Raw genomic sequence first — 22916 nt, 5'->3', positions numbered from 1 at the left:
GAATTTCCTCAGACGTTGCGCTGCCCTAGCCGACCTTGATGCAATTCCGGCCACTCTCTTTGGCAAGATACAGCGCACGGTCGGCACGCTCAAAGACCGACTCTTCAGTGTCGTCCCGAGCAAAGCCTACCAAACCACCAGAGAAGGTAACCGTCACAGGCTGCCCACCAAAATGAAACGGCAGCGCGCTGACATGCCCACGAAGCTTGTCCAGCACAACGCGAGCATCATCAGGGAGCGTCTCCGGAAACAGCAGGGCGAACTCCTCACCACCAATACGGGCAACGAAATCCGTTTTACGCAGCCGCTTTTTAACTTCTCTGGCCACAAGCTGGAGCACCCTGTCGCCCGCCTTGTGCCCGTAGGAATCATTCACACGCTTGAACAGATCGATATCCAGAATGCCAACCGTCAGTGGGTACTGGTAACGTTTCCAGCGATTGTACTCAAAGGACAGGCGCTCCTGCCAGGCGTCCCGATTGGGCAACTGCGTCAGCAAGTCGGTTACGGCACGCTCACGCTCTTTTCGGATCTGCCCACGCATCTGTTCAGAGTGTGTTTCCATGACCGCCATTTTTTCCTGCATGGTCATCAGTTGCGCAGACAGTAATTGTTCCCGTTCGGCTTCCTCAACCCGAAAGCGGTTTACCGCCTGACCAATGAGCTCAAGGTGGCCGCTGACTGACTGCTTCAGCTCATGGATATCACCACTTGCCTCGATGCACTGGTCAACCTGCTCAATCTCCTCTCGGATGTTGCGATCAAGCTTTTCAACTGCGGCTTCGCGGCCAGACTGTGCCGACGACTGCACAGTGAAATGCTCCTGCAGCACCACCAGGCGCTCATCAAGACGTTTGAGGAAGGCTTCAAACTCCCTTTGGCTGCGAGTTACAGCGGCGACAATCAAGTCTGCAACCTGATTCAGCCCTTCTCGCAACTCATCCCAGTCATCACTGGACAGAAGCGCTCTCTGCAAGTTTCTTGCCCGCGCTTCGGCATCTGATTCCAAAGAAACCTGAGTGAGCAATTGCCCAAGGAGATGACCAACTCGCCGGGCAATCCGGAGCCGTTGGCTCTGGTCTTCTGAACTTTTGACCCCGGATGCCGGCTGATCTTCGTCACCGGCATTTTCAGCGACAGGCCTTGCTTCTGATAGCTCCGCCGAAAGCGGCTCCCGATTATTTCCGGTGTTTGGGGTGGACACATCATCCAGCAAAGCAATTTGGCGATCTATCTGCTCCTGCAATTGCCGCCAGCGCTCCACATCAACTCTGTTTTTACGCAGATCCGCCCGAACCTGTTCAAGCAAGTGGTCCAGCTCTGGTGCCTGGCCTGCTGACGCGAGACTGGTTCGCACCAGCATTCGTTCCAGAGCATTACGTTCGGCTTTCCAATGCGCCTCCTGCTGCTCTGCAGACTCAAGCTCCTGGAAGTACTTTTCTTTCCAGGTTTGATCCGATGACATCAAACGTTTCCTTCCTGTCCGGAGTTCTGGTCGTCATAGCCACGCGAGTTACGTCGGCGCGCTCTGGGGTGGCTCTGGTCATAAACCCGTGCCAAATGCTGGAAATCAAGATGAGTATAGACCTGTGTGGTGGCTATGTCCGCATGGCCGAGCAATTCCTGAACTGCGCGCAGATCACCGCTGGACTCAAGCATGTGGCTGGCAAAAGAATGCCGAAGCATGTGGGGGTGAAGCTTCTGATCCGCACCTTTGGCAATGCCCCAGCGACTCAGGCGCGCCTGAATACTGCGGTGACTGATACGGTTGCCACGACGGCTTACAAACAGTGCCGGCTCAGTCTCTGGGGCCAACCCTGCGCGAATGGGTAACCACTGGGCCAGAGCTTCCAGAGCTTTTCGACCCACGGGGAGCAATCGCGTTTTCCCGCCTTTCCCGACTACCCGCGCCTCGCCACCTTTGCGGTCAACCGCATCAACGTCCAGGCTGGCCAGTTCCGCCAACCGCAAGCCTGATGAATACATGAACTCAAACATGCACCTGTCGCGCACTTCCAGCGGGTCATCCGGAGTGACATCAAGGAGGTAATTCAACTGGTCTACATCGGCTACAGCGGGCAGCCGGCGACCGCTTTTCGGAGCTCGTATATCCAGTGCGGGGTTGTCCGTGACCAGCCCTTCCCGCAATAAGTACTGGTAGAAACGCCTTATGGCGGACAGATGGCGAGCAATGCTGCGACCGCTCAGCCCCTGTCGACCGAGGTTTGCAACATAACGGCGCAGGTCATGGCCACTGACAGCACGCCACTCAGCATAACTCTGCCCCACAAGCCATGCGGCAAGGCGCTGCAAGTCCCGCTGGTAATTCTTGCAGGTTTGGGGGGAGTAGCGCTTTTCCGACGTCAGGTGTTGCGCGAAACTCGTCATGTGCCGGCCCAGCTCATCCGGTAACTGAGCTGTCGCTGGCACAGCGGTCACTTCAGCGAGACTCTGTCGCAAGGTCGGCGACCGGTATGGCCGTGGTGTGGCGACGAACCATCGGGGGCAAGAGCCGGCTCAGCGTGTCACTGATATAGCTGAGAAACAGCGAGCCCATGCTCTGGTCAAAATAACCAGCCTCACAGCTGCCAACTGCAAAAACCCCCACCAGCTCATCATGGCGCAAAGGCACCAGGGCAACGGACGCAATTGGCTCATCCCGATCCGGAAACAGAAACTCCCGCTCGCTCTCGCGGAACTGACCACAAACCGCCCGACTGCCTTCTAAAAGATTGCCAAGGCGCTCTTGAGCCTCGGCCGGAGTCACAACGTGCAAAGCACCCTGTGAGCTCCCAGGCACTTCCGCGTCGGTAAACAGGATTACCGATGCTGCGTCCAGCCCGAAGTCGCCACGAATACTGTCATCAATAGTGGATGCCATATCAATAAGGTTGCGGGCTTCGATCACCTGCATCAGTAACCGCTTGCTCTTTTCAAACAGGCGGTCGTTATGACGGGCAATGGATACGAGCTCAACCAGCTCGTTACGCAGGGTATCCCGCTGCTCGCGGAACAGATGCACCTGGCGCTCAACCAGTGAAATGGCCCGGCCGCTGTTATGGGGCAAGGTCAAGCTGCGCAGCAGCTCATCCTGATCAACAAAAAATTCAGGGTTGTTTTTCAGGTACTCAGCCACCGCTTCCCGGGTGAGCTCACCGGCCTTCTGTTGGGCCGTTTGATCTGTCATCACGCTCTCCTGGCTTTCAGTTCCGTTGTTTGTGTGGGCGGCTGGGCCGTCGACGCCGGCTGCCACCTGAATCACCTGGCAGTCGCAACTGCCCCTCAAATACGCTTGTGGCGGGCCCTTCCATCATAACAGGCGCCCCTTCACCCTGCCATTCGATGGCCAGCCGGCCACCACAAAGATCGACCTCCACACGGTTGTCCAGCAACCCCCGCAAATGCCCTGCGACTACCGCCGCACAAGCACCGCTGCCGCAGGCCAGCGTTTCACCAGAGCCACGCTCATACACCCTGAGGCGCACGTGGCTACGACTGATTATTTCCAAAAAACCTATATTAGCCCGTTCCGGAAATTGCGAGTGGCTTTCCAGTAACGGCCCAAGATGTCCGACCGGCGCTGCATCCACATCGTCGACAACAACAACGCCGTGGGGGTTACCCATGGAAACAGCACTGAGCTCTACGGTTTCCGCCCCCACTTTCACTGAATAAACGTCCTGGCGGTGATCGGCAACAAAGGGAATCGCCGATGGGTTCAGCTCAGGCACACCCATATTGACTGTGACCATGCCATCTTTAGCTGCTCGCAGCTCAATGACTCCACCGGCTGTCTGGACACGCAAGGTTTTTTTATTCGTCAGGCGCTGGTCGCGCACAAACTTTGCGAAACACCGGGCACCATTGCCACACTGTTCGACTTCGGTGCCGTCGGCATTAAATATCCGGTAACGAAAGTCCACATCGGGTAGCCCAGGCGGCTCCACAACCAGAAGCTGATCAAACCCGATACCGAAGTTCCGGTCTGCCAGCTCCCGAATCGTTTCCGGGCGCAGCCTGAATGGCTGACTGATAGCGTCAACCACAACAAAGTCGTTGCCCAGCCCATGCATTTTGCTGAATCGTAGCAGTGGGCCCTGGTTCCGACGCTGCTGGTTCATCTCCTGCCCATCTCTCATTCCGGCAGGCAGCTTTCGGGTGCCAGTTGATCCTCGATGGTTTCACGATGGCGAACTACGTGCACTTCTTCGCCATCAACCATCAACTCCGGTGGACGGTTGCGGGTGTTATAATTTGAACTCATAACAAAGCCATAGGCACCGGCAGAGCGCACGGCCAACAAATCCCGGGCCTTGAGTTGAAGAGACCGGTCTTTGCCAAGAAAATCCCCGGTTTCACACACCGGGCCAACCAAATCCCACACTTTTTCTTCTGCATCCTGGTGAGGCTGCACGGGGACAATGGCCTGCCAGGCGCTATACAGAGCCGGGCGAATCAGATCGTTCATGGCCGCGTCAATGATCGCGAAGTTACGGTGCTCGGTGCACTTGAGAAACTCGACCCGGGTAATCAAAATACCGGCATTGGCAGCGATGGAACGACCCGGTTCCAGAATCAGCTCCAGTTTGCGCTCACCAATACGCTCATCCAGCGCTTTTACATACTCAGCGGGCTTGGGTGGCTCTTCATCGTTGTAGGTTACGCCCAGACCACCACCCATATCGAGGTGCCGAATATGGATATCGTTATCGGCCAGCGCATCAATCAGCTCAAGCACGCGATCCAATGCATCCAGAAATGGAGAAACCGACGTAAGCTGAGAGCCGATATGGCAATCCACGCCCTTGATCTCCAGGTTGGGTAATGTGGCAGCCCGCGCGTAAACGGCCAACGCTTCCGCTATATCAATACCAAACTTGTTCTCTTTAAGACCGGTAGAGATGTAGGGATGCGTACCCGCATCAACATCCGGATTCACTCGCAAGGAGATCGGCGCTTTAACGCCCAGCTCGCCAGCTACCGCATTAAGACGATCAAGCTCAGTGTCAGATTCCACGTTAAAACAGCGAACACCGGCCTCCAGGGCGCGGCGCATTTCCCATTCCTGTTTTCCTACACCGGAAAACACCACTTTGCCAGCATCACCACCTGCACGCAGCACTCGCTCCAACTCGCCCGCAGAGACAATATCAAAGCCGGCACCCATTCGCGCCAGCACATTCAGCACGGCAAGGTTGCTGTTGGCTTTTACCGCATAGCAAATGAGCAGCTCTCGCTCATTCAACGCTTCGTTATAGGCCCGGTAATGGCGCTCCAACGTGGCTCGGGAATACACATAAGCCGGTGTGCCAAAGCGCTCAGCTATCGAGGAGACGGGTACGTCTTCGGCGTAAAGTTCACCATCACGGTAGTTAAAGTAATCCATTTGATTCCTGTTTCGTTTAGCAGTGCGGGTATGCGCAGAATTATTGATCGTCCGAATCGCGGCTGGATGAGAGCGGTTTTTGCACTCCCGCATCGGCTGCATTTTCGGCAACCCCGGATATTACTTCCGGGTTCTCCCGGTATAACGGCCCTTTCTGACCACAGCCTGCAAGCGCCGCTGCCACAATCAGCATCATTATAGGAAGTATCCTTGCGCGCATACCTGGCACCCCTGAGTTCATTATAGCCAAAGTATACCTGACCCACGCCCTGCACGGCGAGGCCGGAGGGTTAGAGAAACGCCCCCAGCTCACGGTTCAGGGCATCCTCCAGAAAAGCCCGGTAATACAGGTACTGACTGGTTTGTATATCTTGCTGATACACCCTTGGATCCAGGTCGTGGGGCAGGTGCACATCCGTAAGATAAACCGGGTAGCGCTCACTGCTTTGACGCAGTGAATGAATATAATGAGCAACAGCCGGGATCAGCTGGTCGCCGTACTGCAACACGGTAAACTCCTGATCACCGCAGTAAAGATCAAAACGTACCCGGCTATCGCCTTCCTGAACGCCCACGGCTTGCACTTCAAACCCGGGCAAAGTCGCGTTGCTATCCGCTTGCGGCCGATATTCTGTTCGTAAAACCCCGCTGTTTGAAACCAGCTCATAACAGCGGACTCCAGCCAACGCTACAGGCACCTGGCTATTGCGCAGAGAGCGCCGTTCCAGCAGGTTTTCCAGAAAACGCAGCAGCGGGGCAAGAGGACGGCGACTGGCCCGCTGATCCCAGCCAAACACAGACCCACGCTCATCAATCACCCAAATCTGCACCCGCTCACCCCGAAGCAGATAAAACACCTGGATACTATCAGGCTCACTGGCCTGGCAGGCCGCGCGCAGAGCCGGTTCGTCCATCAGTGCGTGCCGATCAAACACAACAGGCAGATATACATCTCGGGGCTGGGCAAGACAATCCATCAAGGCTGCCCGGCTTTCCAGAGCCGTAAACCCGGGCTCAGTTCCGCTGAATTCCAACAAAAAATACCGGCGGTCCATTTCAATTATATATCGCAAGGGATGCGGCCCCGCACCTCCTGCAAAAAACTGGCGCAATACATCGGCAAACAGTTCCCGGACTCTCCGGGCTATGGCGCTCCCATGCCCTCGGTTATGGCTATGCACTTCAATCCCGGGAATGTGGCGGGGAGCCAGGGCAACGGAGGCGAGCACGTTCTTCAGGCACTGGATCAAGGTATCCCCGGATGCATAGTGTTGGAGACTGACCTCTTGCCAACTATTCAGCATGATCTGGTCAATGGTGAAAACCAGGTTCTCACGTCCGCCACTGAAGCCCAAAGAATCATGCCGGGCACTGAGCTTGTGCAAGCCACGTTCTGAAAGGTGAGACTGTGGATCAACCCCCACATTAACCAGCAGGAGGTTGCGCAGAGGGCGAATGCCGCGGGCCAGAGCTTCCCGCTCGGCCGGAGCAACAGGAAGTGGTAAAAACTCTGCAAGCGCGCCGAGCATTTCCCGCAACTCACTGACGGAGGCAATGCCCTGCCCTGCCCGAACATTGAGCCGGGTAGAGCGGGTCAGTAAACCGTTAAAATAACTCCAGACTACCAACTCTGCGAGATTTCCGGAGCGCCGAATAACGGGCTGCCAGAAGGCATCTGAAGGATCTTCCAGATCCCGGTATAACAGCCAACCTGTTCCTGTGCCTTCCTGTTCCGACTGGTGATGAAAAGCCAGGTTTTCCTCCACCAACGACGGCACCAGCCCCGGGTTGATCTGCTCTATTTTCCCGGCCTTGCGCTGGAATGCTGCGTAAAGTTTACGACCCAGCAGGTTAATATCGTTTGCACTGATGGCAGCCTGCCCACCATGATCGCGTGCCATTTTCGACAGCAGCCGATAGCTGTGAGTCAGCTCAGAGACCACCACACGACGCAGGGCGGATACCTCCTCCGCCTGCCAGCGGTGACGATTATCCAGTGCCTCGATCTGTTTTTTCTGCCAACCCCAGTCATCAATCATCTCCCTCAGCATTCGGGCGCGCCAGGGCTCGGCTCCCTGCTCACCTGTCACTCCGGCACGGGTCAGCGGCAGCCCGGCTTTGATGTACAAGCTGCGACGCACCAAATCCAGCCTGGTGCTGGCGCCTTCACTCATCAGCCACTGCTCCAGCCGCCGGTAAAGCATCACGTATGGGTCCAGAACATCCACATCTGCAACGCCATCAAACACCGCCTGCTTGAAAACAAGGGACAGAACCGGAAGCGCTTGGGTCTGGGCGTAGCACTCAATAAGCAGCAGCTTCAGGATCGCCTTCCATGGCACATCAATACCCTTGTAGAGTTGCCATACACCCGCACCGAGAAACTCGCTGGTCGGGATAGAGGGCACGGCGCCAAAATCTATGTATGCATCGCCATTGATAAAACGGTAATCCACAAGCCTGCTCACGCACTTCCGGTAATTTCCCTCCTGCTCCGGGGGAACAAGCCACCACAAGGGGTAGCAGCCCCCTAAATGTATGGCTGTGCGGTAGAACTCATCCAGCAGCAGATAATGCTGGGCGCTTCCGCAATTTTCCCCGCTTACCTCCACCCGCTGCCTGCCTTTGCGCCAGTCGGCTGCGGAAAACACAAACACATTCAACTCAATGCCAAAGGACAAGGCCCACTCTGTGAGCTTTTCAGCCTTGCGCTCAAGACGCCGCACCCCAGACTCCTGAAGATCGTCCCTGTGGCATAACCATACATCCAGATCACTTGCGACAGAGTGCCCCAGGGTGCCGGGGCTACCCATCAGAAACAGGGCTTCCAAGTCTGCCCGGCGCTTGCCCTCATCCCGCAAGCTAAAGGTACGAGCCAAGCGCCGCGCTGCGCTTTTGGTTGCTGCATCCGGCTGGTAGTGACTTAAACCATAGGGGCAGTCTGCATCCAGATAGCCAGGCAGCGCAGGATGGTTGATGTGAAACACCAGCGGCAGTATTTCCAAAACCACTTGCTGCCGATAGGTCAACGATGAGTGAGCTCTCTTCCAGCGCTCACGATTAAGCATAAGAAATCTATCCCGCAGACAGCGCAGGGTTTTGCGATCAATGCCCTCATCAAAATCCAGGGCTATCGGCGAAGAGTGAGCAGTCAAGGCAGCTCCGGGAGAGAGGTTCTTTCCAGTTTAATTATCAGTATGATGAACTCATCGTGGCATAAGAATCAGATAATAAAAGCAGAACACGCTCAAGAAAACCCGAGGCCCTGCTCAGTGAAAGAGTTTGTGATACAACACTATCGTGCTGACACTTCCAGCGGCACCGGTCGCCAAACTTTGGTGCGTATTGATAACGAAGGCAAGGTACTATTTGCCGACAATCACGCGGAAGCTGTACTTGGCTATGATGCCATCGAACTGGAAGGCACCATGGTACACCGGGTTTTGGCCTCCAGAGAAGACGACCCTTTTGCTCCTGCCAACCGACATCGCATTGAAAGCGGCCAGACTGTACTTGTCACACTCCGCCACAAAGAAGGTTATTTCTACACCGCGAGCCTTTCGTTACGTATCAGTATGCGGGATGCAGACGAAGCCGCGAGCGCCCGCATTACTCAGCAGGAAAGCTCCGCTATAGATCCACGCCTACTGCGCTGTGCTGAAAGCACCGTGGGCTTCGGAATATGGGAGCTGGAGGTCTCGAGCAACCAGATTACCTGGTCAGAGGGCATATACAGGCTACTTGAACTAAAGCCCGGCGCAAACATCACTCCCGAGCAAGCACTATTTTATTGCCAGAATAACCCGGATCGTATTCGGGCTCTTTTTCGCAGATGTGCACGCACAGGCGAGCCCTTTTCGATAGAGCTTGATCTGGTTACCGCAAAAGAAAAAAGCATTCGCGCAATCCTGAATGGCCGCCCCCTTAAAACCGGCGGCAGGGTGCAAAAACTCGGCGGGACCCTGGTGGATCGCTCTGGCGAAATGCAGCGTGATTGTGCCCTTGAAAGGGTTAAAGACATTCTCAATGCTACCTCGGCGGCATGCCCCGGGCTGGTAGCTGCTGTGGACAGAGACCTGAACCTCCTGCACTTTAACGCACCCTATGCCAGATTATTCACCAGCATCTATGGTGCATCACCCAAGGTAGGCGACAACCTGAGCCAGCTCCTCGAAAAGCATCCGAATGAGCGACACTTGGCGGAACAGCTCTGGCAGCGAGCCTTCGAACAGGACAGCTTTGTTGTAGACATGCCCATCACCCAACAAAGCGGCGAGTGGCCTGTCTATGAGTTCCATTACCAGCGACTGACAAGCGACCAACCTGGCAAGCAGAATGCCGTCCAGGGCCTGACCACTGGCGCAGTTGTTGTGGCCACCGACATAAGCCACCGCGCCAGCAGCACCGGTGACAGCGAGTACCGATACAGGCACGACCCGGTTACCGGGCTGATAAACCGAAGGGAGTTTATTGCTCGCCTTCAGCGACGCATGGAACATTCAGACGGCGAATCAATCGGCAGCAGCCTTCTATATCTGAATCTGGATGACTTCGAGCGCTTCAACAGCACTGCCGGGGCCGGCGCCTGCGACCGCTATCTCAGAGAGCTGGCCAGCATTCTCGACGTGCGCAGCAGGACACAGGATACGGTATCGCGACTTTCCGGCGATACCTTTGCCTTGCTCATTGAAAACTGCACAGAGGCAACCGCACGCAAGCTCGCAGACAGCATACTGAAGCTCATCCAGAATTTCGTTTTCGAGTGGCAGGGCCACCAGCTGCAAACCACTGCCAGTGGTGGCTTGCTGATCATGGGCAAAGCCACGCCCCCAAACTCTGAAGACCTGCTGACCCAGGCCGCAGATCTTTGCCACGGCGCCAAAACATCCGGACGCAACCGAGTTCATGCCGCCCATGCCTCTCGCCCCGAATCAGATCTCAGCGACAATAATGAGCACCTGGACCAGATACGCAAAGCCCTGGATAAACAGGCACTCATCCTGGAGTTTCAGCCACTGCGCCCCGTAGCCAGTGTTACCTGGGGCGATCACATTGAAATCCTCGCCAGAATCCCGGGGTGTGGCGTGCACGAACAAGAACTACTCCCGGATCAGTTTCTGCCGGTAGTAGAGCGGTTTGATCTGGCCAAACGGTTGGACAGACAAGTAATCATGCAAACCCTCTCATGGCTTGGCAACCAACTGCTACTGGAGCCAAGGCTAAAATACTGCGGCTTCAATCTGTCCCTGGCCAGCGTGCTCGACGACACCTTCCCCGACTTCCTGGAATCTGTCATCAGGGTCTCGAATTACGCAGCGGAGTGCTTCTATCTTGAGATTCGCGAAGCTCATGCAACCCAGTATCCGGATGAAGTAGCTGTTTTATGCGAGGCACTCCACCAGATCGGCTGCCGCGTCGCACTGGATGGTGCAGGCGCCTCTGTGGAGAGCTACCGGCTAGCGGCAAAGCTGCCAGTGGATGTGATCAAACTGGACCGCAGCCTGATGCTCAAGCTGGGAGATGATCCGGTTCAACAGATCATGGTTGAAGCATTGCTGAGGATAGCGGAAAAGGCAGGGAAAATTACAGTGGCCACCTTTATCGAGAATGATGACATTCTCCGGAAGGTCAGAACTTTGGGCATTCACTTTGGTCAGGGGTTCAGGCTAGGCCCGCCTGCACCTCTGGAAAAGCTGGCTCCGGCGGCTGTCGATCTGCCCACCGGGCGGATTGGTGGTTAAGCTGCGCCCCTTCGCTTAAAAGCACAGGGGCGCAACCTTAACGGATCAACCCAGCAGCTTGCGTGCTCGTGCAACCGCCGCTCGCACTTGAGCCGGCGCCGTGCCACCAAGGTGGTCACGGGCCTGAACCGAGCCTTCCAGGGTCAACACATCAAACACATCTTCACCAATGGTGTCAGAGAAGCTCTGCAACTCTTCCAGAGTCATATCTGAGAGATCCCGCTCTTCAGCAACACCAAAGGCCACGGCTTTGCCGACAACTTCGTGGGCATCCCGGAAGGGCATACCTTTTTTAACCAGATAATCCGCCAAATCTGTTGCTGTAGAGAAGCCACGCTTGGCTGCCACGCGCATATTCTCGGCCTTGGCACGAATAGCGGGAACCATATCGGCGTAGGCCTTGAGGCAACCCTTAACCGTATCCACGGTATCGAACAAAGGCTCTTTGTCTTCCTGGTTATCTTTGTTGTAAGCCAGTGGCTGGCTCTTCATCAGGGTAAGCAGGCTGATCAGGTGGCCATTCACACGGCCGGTTTTACCACGCACAAGCTCCGGTACATCCGGGTTCTTCTTCTGGGGCATTATTGAGGAACCGGTACAGAAGCGATCCGGCAGATCAATGAAATCAAACTGCGCAGAAGCCCAGAGCACCAACTCTTCACTAAAGCGGGACATGTGGGTCATCAACAGAGCCGCAAAGCTGCAGAACTCAATAGCAAAATCGCGGTCGCTCACGGAGTCCAGGGAGTTTTCAGTTGGGCGCTCGAAGCCCAGCAGCTTGGCAGTCATCTCTCTATCTATGGGATAAGTGGTGCCCGCCAAGGCAGCAGCGCCCAAAGGCATGATGTTCACCCGCTTACGGCAGTCCTGCAAACGCTCACCATCGCGCGCCAGCATTTCATACCAAGCCAGAAGGTGATGTCCAAAGGTGACTGGTTGCGCCGTTTGAAGATGGGTAAAACCGGGCATGATGGTGTCAGCTTCGCGCTCGGCCAGATCCAGCAGGCCAGCTTGCAGGCGACGCAGTTCTTCCGCAATCACATCAATTTCGTCGCGCAGGTACAAACGGATGTCCGTTGCCACCTGATCATTACGGCTACGCCCTGTGTGAAGCTTTTTGCCGGTAATACCAATACGCTTGGTTAGCTGAGCCTCGATGTTCATGTGAACATCTTCGAGGCTGACGGACCATTCGAAACGCCCTGCTTCGATGTCTTCTTTAACGCCTTTCAGACCATCAATAATGCTATCGCGCTCTTCTTCAGTGAGCACGCCCACAGCAGCAAGCATGGTCGCGTGGGCAATAGAGCCTGTAATATCGTGATGATACAAACGCTGATCAAACCCGACAGAGGCAGTAAAACGCTCTACAAACGCATCAGTGGGCTCGCTGAAGCGTCCGCCCCAGGGTTTTTCGGAGGTATTGGCTTGGTCAGATTTTTTCTGATCCGTCATAGTCTATATTTCCTGCTGGCAGCCCGGCATTATCTCGCGGGAACTGGATACATTGAATATGGTGGGAGTATAACATTCTGACCCGTAGAAAAGTGACTCCCCTGAGCAGGGATAAAGCCGTCTTGATACAGAATTTTTTCGTGCCGGATCTCTGCAGGGTGCGCTCTGTATTCATGCTGCTGGTCACCAGCGAGTTACTGGTACTGGTACTGGCCATTGTTCAGGCCAGCGACGGCTGGATTGACTGGAATTACTTCGCGCTTTTGTCTCTGTTTGTTCAGTGGACCACTCTCACCAGCGCCGCGCTGATTTGCCTTCTCAGAACCCGCCTGGCTCGCATGTCAGTTCCCCGAGCCACCCTTGCCATTGCCACCATAGTATTACTGGACGTACTCGCTTTCAGTCTGTTTGCCGACAGTGTTCTGCACCCCCAGCCTGGCATTATAGATTGGCAGGCTATTGCGAAAAAAATGCTACTGGCACTGCTGATCACCCTCATGGTTTTGCGCTACTTCTTCCTTCAGCATCAAGGACAACAGCAGAGGGAGGCTGAAATGCAAGCGCATCTGGCTGCATTGCAGGCACGCATACAGCCGCACTTCCTTTTTAACAGCATGAACACCATTGCCAGTTTGATTGCATCCGACCCCGAACAAGCGGAAGAAGCAGTTCTGGATTTATCGGAACTCTTTCGCGCCAGTTTACGCACAGGCGACCAACTGATCCCGCTGGCCAAAGAACTGGATCTCTGCAAACGCTACCTGGCTATTGAATCCCTGCGCCTGGGCTCGCGCCTTAAACTGGAGTGGCACATTGCCGAAGGGCTGGATCGTCAGGCAATTCCACCTCTGACCCTTCAACCCCTGGTTGAAAATGCGGTTTATCACGGCATTCAGCCTCGCCCTGAGGGCGGCATGGTGCGTGTAGAGGCCGAAGCGCGGGGCGATTATGTGTATTTGTTGGTTCAAAACCCCAAACCAGATAGCAAAAACAGCCAGCACAGCGGTAATCGCATGGCGTTGAGTAATACTCAGGCAAGGCTGCAAGCGCTATTCGGGGAGGCGGCGGTACTTAAACACAGCCATCAAGGAGACGTTTATACCGTAACCTTAAGGCTGCCAAAAACGACTCAATACTCATGAATATGCAAAAGATTCTAATTGCTGACGATGAACCACTGGCTCGGCAACGCCTCCGCCGCCTGGTCGAGGACCTGCCGGAGTACCAGGTCTGTGGTGAGGCCGATGACGGCCAGTCCACTCTCGCAAAAGTCGCCGAACTGAACCCGGACATTCTGCTGCTGGATATACGCATGCCTGGTCTCGACGGCATGGAGGCGGCCGCCCAACTGAGCCAGCTCAGCAACCCCCCGGCTATCATCTTCTGCACAGCCTATGATAATTACGCGATCCAGGCATTTGGGGTTCAGGCAGCAGCCTACCTGCTCAAGCCCGTGCGCAAGGCTGCGCTGGCAGAAGCACTGGAGCGTGCCGGGCGGGTTAACCGGGTACAGCTGCGAACGCTTTCTGACGGCCTTGCTAAACAAGATGCAGCAGCAGATGAGCATCTCTCGGTTCGAACTCACCGAGGAACCGAGTTAATTGATATAGCCGGGATCCGCTATTGTCAGGCGGACCAGAAATACGTGACCATTCACCACACCCGTGGCGAAACAGTTTCTGACTACACGCTAAAAGAACTGGAAAGTGCCTATCCGAACCAGTTGCTCCGGATTCACCGAAATACACTGGTTGGCGTGCGATTTATTCAAGCATTAAACCGCACACCCGATGGACATAACATGCTATTGCTCAAAGATGATCTGGGCGAGCTTCAGGTCAGTCGACGCCATACAACCATCGTGCGCGAGTGGCTAAACGGGCAGCAGCCAGGCTAGCCCACACTTGTTTTTTTGTTGCACCACACAGCAGGGTGTGAGGCAGCCTCCCACGGGACTTTTACGGCGTCACAGGGTAACCTTGACGAACATTTTCAGAACCGGCAGTGAGCATCATGTCTAAACGAACTCTTCGTGTTGCAACCCGCAGTAGTGCTCTGGCGCTCTGGCAGGCAGAATTTATCAAGTCCGAGTTAGAGCGGCTCCACGACAACGTTACTGTGGAGCTGATCAAGATCAAAACCCAGGGCGACAAAATCCTCGATGTGCCCCTGGCAAAAATTGGCGGCAAAGGCCTCTTTGTAAAAGAGCTCGAAGAAGCCATGCTTGATGGCCGGGCAGATCTTGCTGTGCACTCTATGAAAGATGTGCCAATGGCGTTTCCCGAAGGCTTGGGATTGGTTGCCATCTGTGAACGGCACGACCCGACAGATGCCTTTGTCAGCAACCAGTACGCCAATGTAGACGCTCTGCCACAAGGCGCCATAGTAGGTACGGCAAGCCTGCGCCGGGAATCCCAGCTGCGTGCCTACCGACCAGATCTGGAGATTCGGGTACTTCGGGGTAACGTAAACACTCGCCTGGCAAAACTTGACGCTGGTGACTACGACGCCATCATTCTTGCCAGCTCTGGCCTCAAGCGCCTTGGGTTTGATGACCGTATTCGCTACTCCATGCCAGATACCCTATCCCTGCCAGCTGTTGGCCAGGGCGCTCTTGGCATCGAGTGCCGCCTCAATGATGACGAGTTGCGCAAGATGCTTGAGCCCTTGAACCACGCGGATACGGCAGATCGGGTAAAAGCCGAAAGAGCACTTAACCGTCGCCTTGAGGGTGGTTGCCAGGTGCCTATCGCAGCCTACGCGCTGCTGGAAGACGACGACACCTTGTGGCTACGTGCGCTGGTTGGCGCCGTAGACGGAAGCAAAATCCTCCGCGTAGAAGGTCGCGCACCTCGCGCTGAAGGCGAGCGCCTGGGCCGTGAACTGGCAGAAAACCTTCTGGCGCAGGGTGCAGACAAGATTCTGGCTGAAGTTTATGGCCACACTCCAAACTGAGTCAGGTAACCTGACCGGCCGGCGCGTTCTCATATGCCGGCCGGCACCGGAAGCTTCCCGACTGGCCCGGCAGTTTCAGGCTGCCGGTGCCGAAACCTACGTGTTCCCTCTGGTAGAAAGAGAACCTCTTCCAGAGACTGCGGAACGCCGTACAATTCTCCAGAACCTCGACGAATATCGCCACATCATAGCCGTCAGCCCCTATGCGGCGCGCCTGCTGCTGGATCAGCTCGACTCATGGTGGCCGCAATTGCCGGTTGGTTTGAATTGGTATGGCGTAGGCGCCGGGACCGCCAAAGCTCTTGCAGAATACGGGGTAACTCCGAACAAACCTGACGAGGGTTGGACCAGCGAAGCCCTGCTGAAGCTACCCTCATTGGCGAATATCGATGGTGAACGCGTACTGGTTGCCCGGGGTGAAGAGGGGCGGGAGTTGACCCGCCGAACACTGGAAGGGCGCGGTGCCCGAGTAACTGTGATGCCGCTGTATCGCAGATTCTGCCCGGACTACACTCCGGCCCAGATCAATGCTGCGCTCGTGGATTTTGAACCAGACGCGGTTATTGCACTCTCTGGCGAAACCCTTAACAATCTAATCGCACTATGTGCCAATTGCAGCCATAATCTATACGACAGCCCCGTAATTGTGCCCGCAAGGCGGATCGCCGATCAGGCTCACATAGCGGGATTCAAGGCTCCGTTTATACCAGGAAGCCTTGCCGATAATGACATCGTGGCCGCCGTCGCAGAGCAACTGGCCGGCCGAGACGGTGGCTCCGGAACAGCCAAGTAAGGATGCCCGTGACAGAGACAACAAAAAAACTACCCGCACCGATTGCCAAAGAACAGCCTGCCCGCCAGAGGATCTGGCCAGTCTGGATCATCTCCATTATCGCACTCATCTGTGTCATTGTACTGGCGCTATGGAACTGGCAGCAGTGGAACGATAACCAGGCCACTCTACGCACTCTCAACAGCCTGGAGCAGGATACTGCGCAACTTGAGAGCCTTTATGGCGACAGGGGCAGCCAGCAAAGCCAGCGCTTGCAGGCACTGGAAGACAAGCTTTCAGCCCAACGTGAATTGATCGCGACCCAACAGCGACAGATTGATCACACTGCCCGGGAATTACTGGAAGCCGGAAACCGCACCCGCACTGACTGGCTACTTGCAGAAGCCGAGTACCTGCTGCGCATTGCCAACCAACGCTTACTGATTGAAAAAGACATTCGCGGCGCCCTGTCTGCGCTTGAAGCAACTGATGAAGTGCTTACCGAGTCGGACGACATTGGTGTTTACCCAGTGCGTCAACAACTGGCTCGCGAAATTCTGGCACTTAAAGGCATTACCGGTGTCGACAGAACAGGGCTTTATCTCACCCTTGAAGCCGTCATTGACAGTGTGCACCAGCTAACCGATCAGGCACTTATCAGCGAACAGGCCCCGGGGTTTATAGGCTCCACACCGAATGAGGAAGGCCCAGAGGAGGGCGGCGAGCCCAGCTTACTGGCCAAAACCTGGAAAAAGTTCAAATCTACATTAATGCAAGTGGTTGTGGTTCGGCGCCTGGATGAATCAGTCAAGCCGCTGCTGTCGCCGGATCAAAGCGCTTACGCACGATTGAATCTGCAATTGATGCTTGAAGAAGCCGAGATGGCTGTGCTGAGGGGTAACCAGCCACTGTACGAACGCGCTCTTGCCAAAGCGCAAGCGGCGGTGGACGACTGGTACGATGGCAGCAACCCTCGGGTAAGTGCCCTGAACAAGACCCTTGCTGAGCTGCAAGCGCATAACGTAGCACCGGATCTCCCCGACATCAGTAAATCCCTGGGTCTGCTCAAAGAGCGGCTTGCAGGTCGGCTTAATCAGGGCAGCGGAAGCAACGAAGCAAGCGGGAGTAGTGATTCATGATTCGCCTGCTTCTGATCATTCTGTTTGCCCTGCTCATTGGCACCGCGCTTTCACTCGGGCTGCAATATGACCTGGGTTACATTCGCATCAGCCTCGGCAACTATTTACTCGAAACCAACTTCTGGGTTGGGCTTGCGCTCATCGTCGCGGTGGTTGCACTGATAGTGCTCACCGCTAACCTGCTCCGCCGTATGCGGCAAGGATCAGGGCTGGTCGCCAACTGGGTTTCCCGAGGCAAGGAGCGAAGAGCCCGCCGGCGCACCACAGTAGGCCTGTTGGCTCTGGCAGAGGGTAACTGGCCGCGGGCGCGCAAGATGCTGACCTCGGCCGCCGGCCACGCTGACACGCCCCTTATCAACTATCTGGCGGCAGCTCAGGCTGCCTTTGAGTGCGGTGACCATGAAGCCGTCGATGAACTGCTAAGAAAAGCCTTTGAAAGCACCCCAGGATCGGATATGGCCGTCGGCATTACCCAAGCCCAGTTACAGCTTGCCGGCAATCGCCTGGAGCAGGCGCTGGCAACATTGGTACGCCTGCGCAAACAATCTCCACACCATCCTTTCGTTCTCAAACTGCTGAAGACCACCTACCTTCGCCTTGAAGATTGGCGTGAACTCTCAAGGCTTTTACCCGAACTGCGCAAGCGCAGTGTACTGCCGGAAGCGGAGCTTGGAGAACTTGAGCGTCTGGTATGGCACAACCTGTTGGAAAAGGCTGCCGAAGACTGCCGGCGGCAGCAACAAGATGACCCGAACGCATCCCTGGAGCCACTCACCCGGCTGTGGGATGAATTGCCAGGTTTTCTGCGCAGAGACGAGAAAACCATCAGTGATTATGCTCGCCTGTTGGCCGATCTAGGCGATGAAGCTCAAACCGAAACCCTGCTGCGCAAGGTTCTGCACAACCATTGGAGTGATGACCTGGTTAATCTTTATGGCCGGATAGAAGGGCGCAAACCCGACGAACAGCTTCTTACCGCAGAGCAGTGGCTAAAGGATCGCCCCAGCAATGCGGAGTTGCTTCTGGCATTGGGTCGGCTCAGCTTGAGAAATCAACTTTGGGGTAAAGCCCGGGAGTATTTCGAAACCAGCCTGAGGTTACGCCGCAGCCGGGACACACTGGCAGAACTGAGCCGCCTGAGTGCCCACATGGGCGACGAAGAACTGAGCGTCAAACTGATGATGCAGGGCCTGGCAACCGACAACGGGCTGCCGGAATTGCCCATGCCCAGGGCCTGACCAGCCATAGTATAGCTCCCTGCCCCGGAGCTTCAGTCACCTACGTGATGCACCTCAACCGCGAGGTGCGTATTCCAGCACATCGGAAAAGAACGCTTCGACTGGCAGCCCGGCGTCCACCAAAGCGTCCATCAGTGTGTAAACCATGGTTGGTGAACCACTGGCGTGAACTTCCACGTTACCCCAGTCCATACCAGAGGCCAGCACAGCGCGCACAAGCTGGTCGTGGTGCCCGCTCCACTCGCTGTCTTCGTCATCACCCACCACTGGATGAAAGGTGAATTCCTGCCACTCCTGCTCCCACTTACGGGCCATGGACCTGAGGTACATATCCTCATGGCGGCGCACGCCCCAGAAAAGCTTTACCGGCCGGGAAAAGGAAGCATTTCGCAAATAACTCACCAGGCTTTTCATCTGCGCAAAACCGGTACCGGCTGCGACCAGAAGCAATGGCTTCTCGGGGGCACAGGCCAGGCAGGCTTTGCCGTGGGGCAATTCCAGACTGACGGTTTCACCGGAAGTGAGCGCATCAATCACCTTTTGCGCCGACAACCACTCGGGGGAAGCCTGAATATGCAACTCGATATTCTGCTCGGATGGGCTGCTGGCGATGGAAAAATAGCAGGGTTCGGCATCCGGCAGGTTGATGGACAAGTACTGGCCCGCATGAAAAGACAGTTCCCGCCGCCGTGGCAACTGAAGCTCAACCCGATACACGTCGTGGCTGATGGAACTCACATCCACTACGTTTGCCTGATACTTTCGGGGCTGGTTTTTTCCTGCTGCCATAACGGCACTCATCTCCAATTCAAGATGGTCGAGCGCTGTGCTTCTGCACATCATCAGCCGCGCATCAACCGGAATCAGCTGTTGGTTTCGGGTATTCACAGCGGAGCCGCTTAACAGGCGAGCTTCACATAGTTCACATACACCATTTTTGCAGGCATGAGGAACGGCAATACCGGCACTGTCAGCGGCGCTTAACAAGTCCACATCAGCAGGCGCCAGGTAGCGAATGCCAGAGGGTTCCATAGTCACCTGCCACTGCTTTGTGTTCATATCAATCGGGGCGATCAGCCGAAGTTTCAATACCCAGGCTGCCCCAGAGTTCGTCCACACGCTGTTTTACGGCGTCAGTCATGGCTATGGGCTCACCCCACTCGCGGGTGGTTTCACCCGGCCATTTGTTGGTGGCGTCCATCCCCATCTTGGAGCCAAGCCCAGACACAGGCGACGCAAAATCCAGATAATCTATGGGGGTGTTTTCCACCAACGTGGTGTCCCGGGTCGGGTCCATACGGGTAGTGATGGCCCAGATCACATCTTCCCAGTTACGGGCATCCACATCGTCGTCTGTCACAATCACGAACTTGGTGTACATGAATTGGCGCAGAAAAGACCATACTCCCATCATCACCCGCTTGGCATGGCCGGGGTACTGTTTCTTCATGGTCACCACGGCAAGGCGGTAAGAGCAGCCTTCCGGCGGCAGGTAAAAATCCACAATCTCGGGAAACTGCTTTTGCAGAATCGGGATAAACACTTCGTTCAGCGCCACACCCAAAATAGCGGGCTCATCGGGCGGCCTGCCAGTGTATGTGGAGTGATAAATCGGATCTTTGCGGTGGGTAATCCGCTCAACGGTGAACACCGGGAATTCGTCCACTTCGTTGTAATAACCCGTGTGATCGCCGAACGGACCTTCAGGCGCCATATCATCCGGGTAAATAAAGCCTTCCAGCACGATTTCGGCACTGGCAGGAACCTGCAAATCACTGAGACCACACTGCACTAATTCGGTACGACTGCCTCGCAGCAAGCCTGCAAACGCGTATTCTGATAGAGAATCGGGCACGGGTGTTACAGCCCCCAGAATGGTAGCCGGGTCGGCCCCAAGGGCCACCGCTACAGGATACGGCTTGCCGGGATTCTCTTTCTGGAACTCCTGAAAATCCAGGGCCCCACCGCGATGACTTAACCAGCGCATAATGAGCCGGTTACGGCCAATCACCTGCTGCCGGTAAATGCCAAGATTCTGCCGCTCTTTATGCGGCCCGCGGGTGATGACCAATGGCCAGGTCACCAATGGCCCGGCATCCCCCGGCCAGCAGTGCTGAACGGGGATCTGGTAAAGGTCGACTTTGTCTTTGTCGATCACCACGTCCTGGCAGGGCGCAGACCTGAGCACTTTCGGGCTCATGCGCATGACTTGCCGGAGCAGTGGCAACTTGTCTATGGCGTCTTTGAAGCCTTTTGGGGGGTCCGGTTCTTTGAGGTAGGCCAGCAGTTTACCTATGTCCCGAAGCGCGGTAACGTTTTCCTGACCCATGCCCAAGGCGACTCTTCTGGTGGTGCCGAAGAGGTTGGCGAGCACGGGCATGTCGTAGCCTTTGGGGTTTTCGAACAACAACGCAGGGCCACCTGCCCGCAGTGTGCGGTCGCAGATTTCGGTCATTTCCAGGTGGGGGTCTACTTCCACTGAGATGCGTTTCAGCTCGCCCAGTTTCTCCAACTGGTCAATGAAGTCCCGCAGATCGTTGTATTTCATCGTTGGCTCCGTTCACGGTTAGCTTCTAATACGGAGTTGTGCGCCTTCCAGACTTCCAAGCCGGTGCCAGAACGCAATGAGGGCCTGCTTTCCCAGACACGCCGTAAACCCATCCCTGGGGGCTTGGTCTTGCCATCCCTGGCAAGACACAGTCTGGGAAAGCAGGCCCTCACCGCGTTCACGGAATTACCCGTTTTCTCAAGGCCAAAACCCGCAAAAACTTAACTGTAATCCAATAAAAGCGCGCGCCCAAAACTTGATCAGCAGTACCGGGGACACCCTCCCCGGACTGTGTCTTGCCACGGATGGCAAGACCAAGCCTACAGGGACGTATTCACGGCGTGTCCGGGGAGGGTGCCCCCGGTACTGCCAGCCCCACAAACCCTGAGGCGCAAAACCAGAGCTCCGGCGATTACCGGCGCTTCATGGACTGGAAGAACTCGTCGTTGGTCTTGGTGTCTTTAAGCTTATCAAGCAAAAACTCAATGGCCGCAGTGTCGTCGTCCATGGAGTGCAGCAGCTTGCGCAGAATCCATACACGCTGGATATCCGCTTCGCTCATCAACAAGTCTTCACGGCGCGTGCCGGAGCTGCGAACGTTGAGCGCAGGATATACCCGCTTCTCGGCAATTTTGCGATCCAGGTGCACTTCCATGTTGCCCGTACCTTTAAACTCTTCGTAAATCACCTCGTCCATTTTGGAACCCGTGTTCACCAGGGCCGTGGCAAGGATGGTCAGGCTGCCACCCTCTTCTACATTACGAGCCGCACCAAAGAAGCGCTTGGGCTTTTCCAGTGCGTGGGCGTCTACACCACCAGTCAGTACTTTACCGGACGACGGGATTACCGTGTTGTAGGCACGAGCCAAGCGGGTGATGGAGTCCAGCAGGATGACCACATCCTTCTTGTGCTCAACCAGGCGCTTGGCCTTTTCGATAACCATTTCAGCCACCTGCACATGGCGCGCAGGTGGCTCATCAAAGGTAGATGCGATCACTTCACCGCGCACAGTGCGCTGCATTTCGGTCACTTCTTCCGGACGCTCGTCAATCAGCAAAACGATAATGTGGCATTCCGGGTTATTACGTGTGATCGACTGGGCAATGCTCTGCATCAGCAGAGTTTTACCGGCTTTGGGCGGAGATACGATCAGCCCGCGCTGCCCTTTACCTATGGGTGCGACCAGGTCCAGCACTCGGGAGGACAGATCTTCGGTACTGCCGTTACCGGCTTCCAGTTGCATACGCTCATCTGGAAACAGTGGCGTGAGGTTCTCAAACAGGATCTTGCTTCGGGCGTTGTCCGGCTTGTCGAAGTTGATTTCAGCAACCTTCAACAGGGCAAAGTAGCGCTCACCATCTTTCGGCGGTCGAATCTTGCCGGCAACGGTATCACCTGTGCGCAAGTTGAAGCGGCGGATCTGGCTAGGAGAGACGTAAATGTCGTCCGGGCCTGCCAGATAGGAGGCATCCGCAGAGCGGAGGAAACCGAAACCGTCCTGCAGAATCTCCAGTACGCCGTCGCCATAAATGTCTTCACCGCTTTTTGCATGCTTCTTCAATATGGTGAAGATAACATCCTGCTTGCGGGAACGTGCCAGGTTATCGAGACCCATCTCTTGCGCGATATCGAGCAATTCGGGCATGGAGTTCTGCTTGAGTTCAGTAAGATTCATAGGTTAT

17 protein-coding genes and 1 pseudogene are annotated in these 22916 nt (G+C 55.7%); 7 read left to right on the top strand and 11 right to left on the bottom strand.

Annotation, left to right across the window (positions count from 1 at the left end):
- Window positions 1-25 precede the first annotated feature (25 nt).
- The 7 genes and pseudogenes from CDH47_RS07465 to CDH47_RS07435 form a co-directional block, all read right to left on the bottom strand.
- Window positions 26-1465, bottom strand: a complete 1440-nt coding sequence (locus tag CDH47_RS07465) for a diguanylate cyclase (RefSeq protein ID WP_100639215.1) — start codon at window positions 1463-1465, stop codon at window positions 26-28.
- On the bottom strand, window positions 1465-2388 hold the full coding sequence (gene xerC / locus CDH47_RS07460; RefSeq protein ID WP_100639350.1) for a tyrosine recombinase XerC: 924 nt from the start codon (window positions 2386-2388) through the stop codon (window positions 1465-1467). Before xerC ends, CDH47_RS07465 begins: the two co-directional genes overlap by 1 nt.
- 52 nt (window positions 2389-2440) lie before the next feature.
- Window positions 2441-3187, bottom strand: coding sequence for a DUF484 family protein (locus tag CDH47_RS07455; protein ID WP_100639214.1), 747 nt, complete (start codon window positions 3185-3187; stop codon window positions 2441-2443).
- 16 nt (window positions 3188-3203) lie between these two features.
- On the bottom strand, window positions 3204-4121 hold the full coding sequence (dapF, locus tag CDH47_RS07450; protein WP_100639349.1) for a diaminopimelate epimerase: 918 nt from the start codon (window positions 4119-4121) through the stop codon (window positions 3204-3206).
- A 14-nt stretch (window positions 4122-4135) separates the two neighbouring features.
- Window positions 4136-5386, bottom strand: a complete 1251-nt coding sequence (lysA, locus tag CDH47_RS07445; RefSeq protein ID WP_100639213.1) for a diaminopimelate decarboxylase — start codon at window positions 5384-5386, stop codon at window positions 4136-4138.
- Between the two features lie 139 nt (window positions 5387-5525).
- Window positions 5526-5606: pseudogene (gene lptM, locus CDH47_RS17845) on the bottom strand (LPS translocon maturation chaperone LptM); the annotation flags it as partial.
- Window positions 5607-5676: 70 nt separating this feature from the next.
- Window positions 5677-8541, bottom strand: coding sequence for a class I adenylate cyclase (locus tag CDH47_RS07435; protein WP_100639211.1), 2865 nt, complete (start codon window positions 8539-8541; stop codon window positions 5677-5679).
- Between the two features lie 117 nt (window positions 8542-8658).
- Here CDH47_RS07435 and CDH47_RS07430 point away from each other — a divergent pair, with 117 nt between their 5' ends.
- Window positions 8659-11127 (top strand): EAL domain-containing protein, encoded by a 2469-nt coding sequence (locus CDH47_RS07430; RefSeq protein ID WP_100639348.1) that lies wholly within the window; start codon window positions 8659-8661, stop codon window positions 11125-11127.
- 45 nt (window positions 11128-11172) lie between these two features.
- On the opposite strand, the gene argH is transcribed toward CDH47_RS07430, so the two are convergent.
- Window positions 11173-12582: an argininosuccinate lyase gene (gene argH / locus CDH47_RS07425; RefSeq protein WP_100639210.1), complete on the bottom strand. Its 1410-nt coding sequence runs from the start codon at window positions 12580-12582 to the stop codon at window positions 11173-11175.
- Between the two features lie 173 nt (window positions 12583-12755).
- Here argH and CDH47_RS07420 point away from each other — a divergent pair, with 173 nt between their 5' ends.
- The 6 genes from CDH47_RS07420 (at window position 12756) to CDH47_RS07395 (ending at window position 18686) form a co-directional block, all read left to right on the top strand.
- Window positions 12756-13724, top strand: a complete 969-nt coding sequence (locus tag CDH47_RS07420; protein WP_100639347.1) for a histidine kinase — start codon at window positions 12756-12758, stop codon at window positions 13722-13724.
- Window positions 13721-14479, top strand: coding sequence for a LytR/AlgR family response regulator transcription factor (locus tag CDH47_RS07415; RefSeq protein ID WP_100639209.1), 759 nt, complete (start codon window positions 13721-13723; stop codon window positions 14477-14479). Before CDH47_RS07420 ends, CDH47_RS07415 begins: the two co-directional genes overlap by 4 nt.
- Before the next feature lie 116 nt (window positions 14480-14595).
- Window positions 14596-15537 carry a hydroxymethylbilane synthase gene (hemC, locus tag CDH47_RS07410; protein WP_100639208.1) on the top strand — a complete coding sequence of 314 codons (942 nt, stop codon included), beginning with the start codon at window positions 14596-14598 and terminating at the stop codon, window positions 15535-15537.
- On the top strand, window positions 15518-16330 hold the full coding sequence (locus tag CDH47_RS07405; RefSeq protein WP_100639207.1) for a uroporphyrinogen-III synthase: 813 nt from the start codon (window positions 15518-15520) through the stop codon (window positions 16328-16330). The genes hemC and CDH47_RS07405 overlap by 20 nt, the downstream gene beginning before the upstream one ends.
- 2 nt (window positions 16331-16332) lie before the next feature.
- Window positions 16333-17448, top strand: coding sequence for a uroporphyrinogen-III C-methyltransferase (locus CDH47_RS07400; RefSeq protein WP_100639206.1), 1116 nt, complete (start codon window positions 16333-16335; stop codon window positions 17446-17448).
- A complete protein-coding gene (locus CDH47_RS07395; RefSeq protein WP_100639205.1) occupies window positions 17445-18686 on the top strand; it encodes a heme biosynthesis HemY N-terminal domain-containing protein in 1242 nt (413 codons plus the stop codon). The genes CDH47_RS07400 and CDH47_RS07395 overlap by 4 nt, the downstream gene beginning before the upstream one ends.
- A 54-nt stretch (window positions 18687-18740) precedes the next feature.
- Here CDH47_RS07395 and CDH47_RS07390 read toward each other — a convergent pair whose 3' ends face one another.
- The 3 genes from CDH47_RS07390 to rho all read right to left on the bottom strand — a co-directional run bounded on the left by CDH47_RS07390 (window position 18741) and on the right by rho (window position 22909).
- Entirely contained in the window at window positions 18741-19718 is a 978-nt protein-coding gene (locus CDH47_RS07390; protein WP_239985653.1) for a 2Fe-2S iron-sulfur cluster-binding protein, read from the bottom strand.
- Between the two features lie 28 nt (window positions 19719-19746).
- On the bottom strand, window positions 19747-21234 hold the full coding sequence (gene ubiD / locus CDH47_RS07385; protein ID WP_100639204.1) for a 4-hydroxy-3-polyprenylbenzoate decarboxylase: 1488 nt from the start codon (window positions 21232-21234) through the stop codon (window positions 19747-19749).
- Between the two features lie 412 nt (window positions 21235-21646).
- A complete protein-coding gene (gene rho / locus CDH47_RS07380) occupies window positions 21647-22909 on the bottom strand; it encodes a transcription termination factor Rho (protein WP_100639203.1) in 1263 nt (420 codons plus the stop codon).
- Window positions 22910-22916: the final 7 nt, after the last annotated feature.

The organism is Marinobacter salexigens (genome assembly GCF_002806945.1).
GTDB lineage: Bacteria > Pseudomonadota > Gammaproteobacteria > Pseudomonadales > Oleiphilaceae > Marinobacter > Marinobacter salexigens.
This window is presented reverse-complemented; position numbering and strand designations above follow the sequence as displayed.

What these genes read in the sequence shown, in the direction of transcription:
- argH (WP_100639210.1), bottom strand. Translation starts at nt 12,582, where the DNA reads ATGACGGATCAGAAAAAATCTGACCAAGCCAATACCTCCGAAAAACCC.
- CDH47_RS07400 (WP_100639206.1), top strand. Translation starts at nt 16,333, where the DNA reads ATGCCCGTGACAGAGACAACAAAAAAACTACCCGCACCGATTGCCAAA.
- ubiD (WP_100639204.1), bottom strand. Translation starts at nt 21,234, where the DNA reads ATGAAATACAACGATCTGCGGGACTTCATTGACCAGTTGGAGAAACTG.
- CDH47_RS07390 (WP_239985653.1), bottom strand. Translation starts at nt 19,718, where the DNA reads ATGGAACCCTCTGGCATTCGCTACCTGGCGCCTGCTGATGTGGACTTG.
- CDH47_RS07395 (WP_100639205.1), top strand. Translation starts at nt 17,445, where the DNA reads ATGATTCGCCTGCTTCTGATCATTCTGTTTGCCCTGCTCATTGGCACC.
- dapF (WP_100639349.1), bottom strand. Translation starts at nt 4,121, where the DNA reads ATGAACCAGCAGCGTCGGAACCAGGGCCCACTGCTACGATTCAGCAAA.
- xerC (WP_100639350.1), bottom strand. Translation starts at nt 2,388, where the DNA reads ATGACGAGTTTCGCGCAACACCTGACGTCGGAAAAGCGCTACTCCCCC.
- hemC (WP_100639208.1), top strand. Translation starts at nt 14,596, where the DNA reads ATGTCTAAACGAACTCTTCGTGTTGCAACCCGCAGTAGTGCTCTGGCG.
- rho (WP_100639203.1), bottom strand. Translation starts at nt 22,909, where the DNA reads ATGAATCTTACTGAACTCAAGCAGAACTCCATGCCCGAATTGCTCGAT.
- CDH47_RS07415 (WP_100639209.1), top strand. Translation starts at nt 13,721, where the DNA reads ATGAATATGCAAAAGATTCTAATTGCTGACGATGAACCACTGGCTCGG.
- CDH47_RS07455 (WP_100639214.1), bottom strand. Translation starts at nt 3,187, where the DNA reads ATGACAGATCAAACGGCCCAACAGAAGGCCGGTGAGCTCACCCGGGAA.
- CDH47_RS07405 (WP_100639207.1), top strand. Translation starts at nt 15,518, where the DNA reads ATGGCCACACTCCAAACTGAGTCAGGTAACCTGACCGGCCGGCGCGTT.
- CDH47_RS07420 (WP_100639347.1), top strand. Translation starts at nt 12,756, where the DNA reads ATGCTGCTGGTCACCAGCGAGTTACTGGTACTGGTACTGGCCATTGTT.
- CDH47_RS07465 (WP_100639215.1), bottom strand. Translation starts at nt 1,465, where the DNA reads ATGTCATCGGATCAAACCTGGAAAGAAAAGTACTTCCAGGAGCTTGAG.
- lysA (WP_100639213.1), bottom strand. Translation starts at nt 5,386, where the DNA reads ATGGATTACTTTAACTACCGTGATGGTGAACTTTACGCCGAAGACGTA.